Here is a 6,502-nt window from a genome sequence, read left to right as displayed (position 1 = left end):
TCAACGCTCAGGGTGCCGTTCTGTTAGGCGCTCTAAGGATGATCGTTCCAAGAGGGACGCTGGGCCTGTCTCGAGGCCGGCCGTTTTCGTTTGCGGATAAGGGTCCGTGGAGCAGACTGGACGACGGCTGTAAGCCACAGGGCCAGTTCGATCGACGCCGTCCGCGCAGCCGGGTTCCTCGACAGGCCTACGGGGTCTCAGACGCTTCAGTGCGTGTGGTGTGATACCCCGAGCTTATGGCAAACTGGCTGGCAACGACTGGCACCCTGTGGATCCTCGTAGCCCGTCGTGGCCGCAGCTTTCCTCAACTGCGCAGACGCTACAGCGAATGGGTGGCGGCGCCGCCGGATCCGGTCTCGGCCTGAACGGCGACGTGGCACGTTGGTGGAGGCACGGCAGGGTACGGTCAGGCCCGGCAAGAGGCGGTAGAGGACGGTCGTGGTACGGTAGCAGGAAGGGCATCACACCACACCCGCTGAAGGTGCGGGCAACCGTGGAGCTCCATCCGATTGAGCCGAACCGGCAAAAAGACCGGCACTCCCGTGCCGCCATCCTGCCTCAACCCATTGACTGAGCACCGGATCTCCGGTCCGGCGCGACCGGCAAAAATCAGCCCGTATCACCCGATGGATCCACCTCTCCCTTCTTCCTCGGACGGTATGAGGTCTGAAGCTACTTCAGACAGTGCGTTGGGTCGTCCCCCGGATGTCGATCGACTTGGTTCCGGTTTACCTTCCTTTCGTGTTTGGGCTCTGCCGATTTTGCTCCGAGCATATCGGACGATCTGCACACGTCGGACCCGCATCGTACGCGTCGCCTCCCGACTCTATGCGCCAGACTATGGCCGAGCTGTTCCCGGCATCACAGTCTCTCGCGTCCGGTATACGGCGCGGCTGTCGCGCCTATGCCTGTGGGTCGAGGCAGATCGTGTGCGGGGCATATCGGACGGTTGTCGCGTCGCTGATCACCCCATGTTGGCATCATTATCGCTCAGATCATCACCCGTCCGTTCGTCGACCTGGAGTTGGCGATCGCCCCACCTCTGGCCAATTTAAGTAGCTACATTATAATCGTTTTTCGGATTTCTGGCCGCAAATGGCCCTCCGGAGGTGCGTGATGTGTGCTGACAACCAGAGCCCGCATCCGCCGGCCAGACGCGGCACGGCCGGGAACGCAAGCCGTCCACTCAGCCCGGGATGACCTACGACGAGAAAGAAGGGGACGGCGGAGCCACAATCCACCGGCCAAACCATCTCACAAAGCTCGCCATGAGCCCGGTACCAGCATCCCGATACGGGGAAGACAGCGGATCCGGCACGTTCGACCCAAGCGGCTCTCAAGTCCGGCGACGATCACCGTACACATCCGGGCTCAAGTCGGAACCACAGTCGAGGGAGCCCGGGACCGACGTGCATCAAGACCCCAGCTGACCTGATGGCGACTCCGGTACCATTGCCAAGGACGTGCTATTCGAGCTCAACCCGACTGGTGAGCAGGCCATGAACCGGCGTTTGCGGTGACTGGTTCCACCGCGGCGCCGACAGCACGACAGCAGGCGCTCGTAGGCCGGTGTACAGAAAACGGTCGGATACCCGACACGCAACCCGATAGGATGAATGTCCGAGTAGGGTGGTTTTCGGACCTTCTGCTTCCAGACGGCGGATGCATCAAAGCAGACAACCGGCTAGTTGGGCTTAGACGCGTCGCTACTGTGTCTGGCAAGCGCGACCGTATTCAAGCGAAGAACCGACGTGCCTGCCGAACACCAACTGCCCGCAGCCGAGCGCGAATGAACTCCTGTGCATCAGTGGACAGGATGTGTTTGGGCACGAACTGGTACGACCCTGCCGATTGGTAGAGGAGAATGACGCGGACATCCTCGCGCCATTGGACGTAGTGATCCCATGGCAGGTTGGAGGAAATCGTCTCGCTGCGAGCCGCGTAGCCGCGCTCGGACCATGTGATGGTGTAGGGCTGGTGGAGGCTCCGCTGCTCCCGGAACTGCCGCCGCACGATCAGCCAGGGGACCACGAGATGCCGCAGCGCTAGCATCACGATCAGGAACAGGCTTGCGCCGATCGCAAACACGAACGCTACATCGGCTGGCGCATCCAACAAGATGAAGGCCCCGAACACGATGACACCATAGACGATCAGGACGAGGGCCGTGCGCTGGCTCGTGAGAAGGCTCAGATGGTGCAGGCGACCTCCGGCGAGAACGTCCTCGCGCAACGGGTGGTAGGTTAGGCTTGGCATGGCGTAAGCCTACCTCAAAATGGGATCGTCTCCACCTCCTCTGCCTGGACGGTCCCGCGCACGGCCGATGATCGAGTTCGACGGGTAGTTTGCTTTCGATCCCGAACTGAATTTGCTGGAGCGCTGATGAACGACCGCTCGAAGAAGCGCTGACGGCTATCGGGGTGGCTGCGTTGGGTCGCAAGCCGAATGACCGCTTCCGTTGATTTTCCTGATCCGCTTTCGGAACGTCGGATCAGGGAAGCAGACATCCGCGCGGCTTGGAGCAGTCGACGATTTCACGCATACTTTGACCGGCCAGAGCGTGAGGTCAGCGTCCCGGAACCAGGCGCCGCTGGGCGACACGTTGGGGACCAGACAGCCATGTCGGTGCGGGAACCACCTCGCGACGCATCCGCTTTCCCGACCGAGCGCGACGCGCGCGGCTTCGGGACACGCAGATTGCCCGCCACAGGCAGCCTCCCGTCGAGACCGCGCCCCCAATCATCCAATATACTGGAGATACGATGAAATTTTATTGGGGACCCCATACCTGCGCGATCGGTATCCACATTCTGCTGGAGGAGATCGGCACCCCCTACGAGAGCGTAAAGATGGATGTGGCCGGCGGCGAGGCCGAGCAGGAACTGTTCAAGGCGATCAACCCGAAGGGCAAGGTCCCCACCCTCGTCCGCGACGACGGGACAGTGATGACCGAATATGGAGCCATCGCCACGTGGCTGGCCCGCACGAACCCCGATAAAGGGCTGATCCCCGCTGACCCCGAGGCTGAGCGCCGGGGCATCGAGGTGATGGACTACGCTGTCGGCACGCTGCACCTGCAGGGGTTCGGGCGCCTGTTCAAGACAGAGAACTACGAGCCGCAGGACGCGCTGCACCAGACGCTCAAGCTTGGGCAGGCTTCGGTTAAGGAGCAGGGCCGCTCGATCATCGACGCGGCTTTAATCATCCTCGATCAGCAGATGGCAGGGCGCGCCTACGTGGCGGGCGATGCGTTCACGATCGGCGACACCGCACTGTTCTACGCGACACGCTGGGCGCCGCAGCAAGGCATCCCACTCCCGCCCAACCTTGCCGGACACTACGAGCGGATGACCGCGCGCCCAGCTGTGGCGCGGGTCCGCGCGATCTGGGGCGAGGCATGACCTCGTGGGGATCCTAAGGTCCCACGGCATGGAGCGAAGGTGGAACAACGGCTTGGGGTGGAAAGCGGTCCGGCTGCCTTGAGGGTAGCAAGCGCCGAACTCGCCATTCCTAGATTATGGCATCGCTCGGCTTGGTTCGCAGGAAGCATTCTCATGGCGTTCGTCAGCATCACACGGCTTCGCATCCGCTCGTGGCGCTTCATGCCGCCCTTCGTGGTCGATACCCTGCGATCCTTGTCTCAAACGAAGGCAGCCCCTGGCCTCATCGGTGGATCTCTCCTGGCAGATCGAAAGCGAACGTTTTGGACGCTGACCCTTTGGACCGACCAATCCGACATGCGCCGCTACATGATCAGCGGCGCTCATCGCAAAGCGATGCCGAAACTCCTGGATTGGTGTGATGAAGCCAGCGTCGTTCACTGGACCCAAGAGGCAGAAGACATTCCAACCTGGAACGAGGCGGCGGAGCGGATGCGTTCGGAAGGGCGTGTCTCGAAGGTGCACCATCCTAGCCCGCAACACCGCGATCTATCGTTCGCAACACCTCGGACGGCGGGTGCGGTCGCGATCACCCCGCGTAGGGGTAGAGCTGTGTCCGCTGTGGGGAGTAGTGACAAGCCCGCGTAAGCGTCCGCATTGGGTCGAGAGCAGCGTGTCAGCTTCGCTGCTCCAACTGCTCGAAATCGTTGGGGCTTTCGCCAGCAGTGACGCATACTCCGCAACCATGGGAGCCGACCTTCTCGACCGCCTTCTCGTTACGCTCGCGGTGCGGCTGCGCTCGTTCTCCGTCTGCACCATACAACGCGGATGGCGCCTGGGCTTTAGCCCGTTCGAGGCGATCACCGTCCACTACGTGCTGCGCGGGACCGGGAGCCTCCGGGTCGGGCAAGGACCTTGGCGATCCTTTGCGCCCCACACCATCATCGTCGTGCCGGCTCGGCACTCACACAGCCTCGGCGCCGCCGAGGACTGCGTCGGCGAGGTCCGCGCCGAGGATCACTGTAACCTCCACGGTGACGGCCTGATCTCCTTCACGGCCGGCGACGGCAGCCCTGATGCGCTTTTCGTATGTGGCCAGATCGCCGACACCCACACCGGCGCGATGGGTCTGTTCGAGCTGTTCCAGGCCCCGATGGTGGAGACTTTCCCCGCGGATCCGGTCCTGCGCTACGCCTTCGAGCTCATGCTCTCCGAGGTGACGAGCCCCGATCTCGCAACACAGGCGATGACGGAGGTGCTGATGAAGCAGTGCCTCATCATCCTACTCCGCCGGCACCTGACGGCGAGTGATTTCACCTCTCCGATCCTGGCGGCCCTACAGAACCCGAAGCTTGCCCGCGCCGTCCTGGCGGTCCTCGAACAGCCGGGTGCGCCATACTCCGTCGATAGCTTGGCGGCCCTCGCCGGCATGGGCCGGACCAGCTTCGCGGAAGGGTTCGCCAATGCCTTCGGGCAGGGCCCGATGGAGTTCGTCCAGAGGGTCCGCCTGCGGATCGCCTCCCGTCTCCTCAGCGGCACCGACCTGCCGGTGAAGGTCGTCGCCGCCACCGTCGGCTACGCGAGCCGGAGCGCGTTCAGCAAGGCGTTCGAGGTCGAGTTCGGGGCAGCGCCGAGCCAGTTCCGCCTGGTCGGCGGAATGGACGAAGGCGAGCCGGAGCGCATTGAGGGCGAGCCTCCGGACACCGAGCCCACCTGATCCCGTCACGACGCCAATTGGCCCCGCCTCGGTGCTCCATCGTTCGGATCGCGTGCGCGAGCGTTCGACCGGACCGAGCCTTCGGAACCGTCGAAGTCGGGTGGCCTTGGCCATGTTCAGTGGGCAAGGACGGAAGGCGACCGGTCCCCGGTCGTGCCATCGCTCCCGCCCCGAGGAACGATCATGGTCGATGCGAGCGCCTTCTACCTTCGATACGGCCCCGACGTCGAAACCATCGCCGACGACGAGGCCGAGACGGCACAGGGCCTGATGGAGACGATGCGCTCGGTCAGCGAGAAGACCCTGGCGGACGGCGGCCACGCGATCCGCAGCGTCCATGCCAAGAGCCACGGGTTCCTTGAGGGGGAGCTTGAGGTGGCCCCGGGGCTTCCACCCATGCTGGCTCAGGGCCTGTTCTCCAAGGCGGCGACCTATCCCGTGGTCATGCGCCTCTCGACCATCCCCGGCGACATCCTCGACGACAGCGTCTCGACGCCCCGCGGCCTCGCCGTGAAGATCATCGGCGTCGAGGGCGAACGGCTTGAGGGTTCCGAAGGGGACGTCACCCAGGACCTCGTGCTGGTCAACGGACCCGCCTTCGGCGCGCCGACGCCAAAGGCCTTCCTCGCGACCCTGAAGCTGCTCGCGGCCACGACCGACAAGGCGGAGGGTTTCAAGAAGGTCGTCTCCGGCGCGATGCGGGGCGTGCAGGAGATCATCGTCTCGACCACCGGTGCGCCCAATGCCACCGTCGCGACGATGGGCGGCCAGCCCGAGACCCACATCCTCGGCGAGACCTTCTACAGCCAGGTGCCCGTGCGCTTCGGCGACTACGTCGCCAAGCTGTCCGTGGTGCCGGTCGCGCCCGAACTGATGGCCTTAACCGACAAGCCCCTGGCGGAGGACGGAGGCCCGAATGCCATCCGGGAGGCCGTGGTCGAGTTCTTCAGGGCGAATGGCGGGCTCTGGGAGGTCAGGGCGCAGCTCTGTACCAGCCTCGATGATATGCCGGTTGAGAACGCCGCCACGGTCTGGCCCGAGAGCAAGAGCCTGTACCAGACGGTGGCGCTGATACGGGTGAAGCCGCAGACGGCCTGGAGCGAGGCCCGGTCGAGCGCGGTCGACGACGGCCTCTCGTTCAGCCCGTGGCACGGGCTCGCCGCGCACCGGCCCCTCGGCGGCATCATGCGTTCGCGCAAGCAGGCGTACGAAATGGGCAAACGCTTCCGCGCCGAGCGGAACGGTCACAGCATTGCGGAGCCACGTGAGGCGATCAATCTGCCGTAGAGCGCAACGCGATGTAACGGCCTTGATGCTTCGTACGGAAGCGGGTGGTTAGTCGTCCGCTTCCGAGTATTCCGTCGAAGAGCCCAAACGACTAAGAGCGCCTAACAGAACGGCACCC

General features: G+C 64.0%; 5 protein-coding genes. 4 read left to right on the top strand and 1 reads right to left on the bottom strand.

The features are described from left to right. Window positions 1-1,734: 1,734 nt before the first annotated feature. Window positions 1,735-2,256 carry a YcxB family protein gene (locus FV230_RS22560; RefSeq protein ID WP_147843998.1) on the bottom strand — a complete coding sequence of 174 codons (522 nt, stop codon included), beginning with the start codon at window positions 2,254-2,256 and terminating at the stop codon, window positions 1,735-1,737. Between the two features lie 506 nt (window positions 2,257-2,762). Between FV230_RS22560 and FV230_RS22555 the strand changes: the two genes are divergently transcribed. The 4 genes from FV230_RS22555 (at window position 2,763) to FV230_RS22540 (ending at window position 6,384) form a co-directional block, all read left to right on the top strand. Beyond that, window positions 2,763-3,401 (top strand): glutathione S-transferase family protein, encoded by a 639-nt coding sequence (locus FV230_RS22555; RefSeq protein WP_147843997.1) that lies wholly within the window; start codon window positions 2,763-2,765, stop codon window positions 3,399-3,401. Window positions 3,402-3,554: 153 nt separating this feature from the next. After that, window positions 3,555-4,028 carry a DUF3291 domain-containing protein gene (locus FV230_RS30945; protein ID WP_147843996.1) on the top strand — a complete coding sequence of 158 codons (474 nt, stop codon included), beginning with the start codon at window positions 3,555-3,557 and terminating at the stop codon, window positions 4,026-4,028. Between the two features lie 97 nt (window positions 4,029-4,125). Continuing rightward, window positions 4,126-5,097, top strand: a complete 972-nt coding sequence (locus FV230_RS22545; protein WP_187275589.1) for an AraC family transcriptional regulator — start codon at window positions 4,126-4,128, stop codon at window positions 5,095-5,097. 183 nt (window positions 5,098-5,280) lie between these two features. Continuing rightward, window positions 5,281-6,384, top strand: coding sequence for a catalase family protein (locus tag FV230_RS22540; protein ID WP_147843994.1), 1,104 nt, complete (start codon window positions 5,281-5,283; stop codon window positions 6,382-6,384). The last annotated feature ends 118 nt before the right edge of the window (window positions 6,385-6,502 follow it).

The organism is Methylobacterium sp. WL6 (assembly GCF_008040095.1).
GTDB lineage: Bacteria > Pseudomonadota > Alphaproteobacteria > Rhizobiales > Beijerinckiaceae > Methylobacterium.
This window is presented reverse-complemented; position numbering and strand designations above follow the sequence as displayed.